Origin of the sequence: Aeromicrobium sp. REDSEA-S32_B7 (assembly GCF_001626145.1) — a bacterium.
Classification (GTDB): Bacteria; Actinomycetota; Actinomycetes; order Propionibacteriales; family Nocardioidaceae; genus Aeromicrobium; species Aeromicrobium erythreum.
Genome location: NZ_LUNF01000297.1, coordinates 1 through 3,058, shown reverse-complemented (window position 1 = coordinate 3,058; position 3,058 = coordinate 1). Strand labels below are relative to the sequence as shown.

Here is a 3,058-nt window from a genome sequence, read left to right as displayed (position 1 = left end):
GGAGTCGGGCGTGACCGGCGGCAGCCGGTCGCTCACGCCTGGGTTCCGGCCGGGGTCCCGGCGGCGAGCGGACGGCGTCGGTTGAGCGGCAGCCGACCGGCGAGGTCCCCGAGGGGACCCACGGCGCGGTGGAGCGCGTCCGCGGAGGTCGACAGGGTGGGCACGATCTCGGCCAGCTCCGCCAGTCGCGGCTGGATCGACTCCAGCGTGTCGCCCAGCGCCACCAGTTGGTCCAGGGTGCCGCCGTCCGCGAGCAGACGCTCGACGAAGCCGTCGTCGGTGAGCATCCGGTCGGCCAGGCCACCGGGGCGCAGCACCAGCTCCAGGAGACCACCGGGCTGGGTGAGACGGTCCACCGGGCCGTCGGGCTGCAGCAGCCGTTCGAGCACGCCCTCCTCGGCCACGACCCGGTCCAGCGCCCCGCCCTCGCCGAGCAGCCGGTCCAGCGGGCCGTCGGTCGCGAGCAACCGGTCGAGCACGCCGTCGCGCACCACGAGGCGGGTCAGCGGACCGTCGTCGGCGAGCAGGCGGTCCAGGACCCCGTCGCGCGCCAGCATCCGGCCCAGCGGCCGGTCGGGGGCAGTGAGCTCGTTGACGACCGCGGCCAGTCGCATCGGGCCGTCCTCGTCGGTCAGCAGGTCGACCAGCTGCTCGGCGTACGGGACGGGGAGCTGGGTGCACGACCGGCACACGCCCGCCTCGAAGTAGCCGCACCTCATGTGCACATCCTCTCCCGGGTGAGGTTCCGGGACCGGATCGGGACGTAGCGTCGAGGGCATGCAGCTCCTCGGACTCCTCGTCGTCGGCGAGGGAGCCGTCGGCGCGCAGCTTGCCGAGCTCGAGCACCGTGCCGGACGCGTCCTTGACGACGGCCTGCTGCATCAGCTCGGCGAGCGCCTTGCCGCGCAGCACCTCGCTCACCATCTCGGGCACGTGGTTGTGCTCCATGATGTGCTGGATGTAGGAGTTCGGGTCCTGGCCCGACTCCTGCGCCCGGCGGAAGATGTGCTGGCTCAGCTCGTCGTCCTGGATGCCGATCTCGGAGTCGGCGACCACCTGGTCGAGCACGAACTGGGCGACGATCGAGTCGCGCACCCGGCGCTCGAGCTCGGCCTCGAACTCCTCCTCGGTCTGGCCCTCGTCCTCGAGGTAGGTCTCGAACGAGATGCCGGCGTAGGAGAGCTGCTGCTGGATCTGCTCACGGCGACCCTGCAGCTCCTCGGCGACGACGGCGTCGGGCAGCGGCGCCTCGACCTTGCCGACGATCTCGTCGAGGACGAGGTCGCGGGCCTCGGCGGCCTGCTCCATGCGCTTGCCGCGGACGAGCCGCTCGCGCACGTCGGCGTCGAGACCGTCGAGCAGGGTGCCGGAGCCGATCGTGTAGGGCAGGCCCTTGGCGTCGGCGCCCTCGATGTCGGAGCCGTCCTTGGCGCGCGCGACGAGGTCGATGGTGACGGCGTCGCCGTCGGCGGCGGCGCGGTCGACGTCGGTGGTGACGGCGAAGCGGTCACGCAGGGCGTCGATCTGCTCGTCGACGTCGGCGTCGGTGACCTCGGCGTCGGCGACCTGCACCTCGATGCTCGCCAGGTCGGGCAGCTCGAGGGTGGGGCGCACGTCGAGCTCGGCGGTGATCTCGATGTCCTCGCCGTCGACGAACTTGGTGAGGTCGATCTCGGGCTGGCTCAGCGGCTGGATCTCCGCCTGCTGCAGGGCCTCGTTGTACCAGCCGGGCAGGGCGCCGTTGATGGCCTCGTCCAGCACGGCGCTGCGGCCGATGCGCTGGTCGACGATGGCGGCCGGCACCTTCCCCTTGCGGAAGCCGGGGATGGTGATCTGCGAACCGATCGTCTTGTACGCCTTGTCGAGGCTCGGCTTGAACTCCTCGAACGGCACCTCGATGGTGAGCTTGACCCGCGTGGGGCTCAGGGTCTCGGTGGTGCTCTTCACGTCGTGCTGCTCCTGCGGTGGTGGTGGTCGGGGTGCGTGCCGCAACCGCTCGGGACGTGGCGCGGACGCGGGAGGTCGCGCGGGCTCAGCAGCCCGCGGCAGGACCTCCGTGCAGTCTCTCACGCTGCCCCTGGTGCAGGCGAACCAGCACGGTCAGGTGGGCAGGACGCGGTTCGTCCCGGCCGGGACGCGGCGGGTCGCCAGGAGCCGCGAGGAGGCGTCGGGGTCGGTGCGGTCGCTGACCGCGTGCCACTCCATGCGCGCCTCGTCGGGCGTCAGCTCGAGCACGCTGTAGCCGTGGTCGTCGAGGTTGACGAAGCGCACGTGCGGGTTCATGCGCACGATCGCCTCCTCCATCGCCAGCGAGACGGTGCGGGGCTTGGTGCCCATGAAGTCATCGACGTTGTTGCTGGTGACGGAGCTGCACACGAGCTCGGTCGCGACGGGGGCACCGTCGAGCTCGACCTCGTTGGCCCAGGCGGTGTGCACGTCGCCGCTGAGGAAGACCACGTCGTCGACGCCCGCCTCCTTGATCCGCTCAAGCACCCGTCGGCGCTCCACGGGATAGCCGTCCCACGTGTCGGTGTTCGGTTCCGCGGGCCCCCAGGTCATCGGGTCGGTGGTGCGACGCAGGGCGAGCTCCTGGCCGCGCGGACGCGGCGGCATCAGCATCGGCGCGACCATCACGGGGTTCCCGACGAGCCGCCACCGGGCACCGGGCGTGGCGAGTCCCTCCACCAGCCACGCCTCCTGGTCGGCTCCGGTGAGGGAGCGGGCGCCGTCGTCCAGGCGCGGGTCGTCGGCCTCGACGCGCTCGTCGCGGTAGCCGCGCAGGTCGAGCATCGAGAGGTCCGCCAGCCGGCCGAACCGGAACCGCCGGTAGATGCGGGTGCCGTCGCCCACGCGGGCGGTGCCGCCGAGGCGGACCGGCATCCACTCGTCGTACGCCCGCATCGCGGCGCGCTTGCGGCGGTCCCAGGGGCCCTCGGTGAAGCGCTGGTGCTCGAAGGCCCCGCCGGGGTACCAGCCGTCGGCGATCTCGTGGTCGTCCCACGTGGCGACCATCGGCAGCGCGGCATGCAGACGCTGCAGGTCGGGGTCGGTCTTGTAC

Annotated in this window: 2 protein-coding genes; both read right to left on the bottom strand. The window is 72.2% G+C overall.

The features are described from left to right. The coding region (gene tig / locus A6Q79_RS17250) for a trigger factor (protein WP_317698854.1) at positions 1 to 1,947 on the bottom strand (1,947 nt) is incomplete at its 3' end. 153 nt (positions 1,948 to 2,100) lie between these two features. Next, the coding region (locus A6Q79_RS17245; RefSeq protein WP_317698853.1) for an alkaline phosphatase D family protein at positions 2,101 to 3,058 on the bottom strand (958 nt) is incomplete at its 5' end.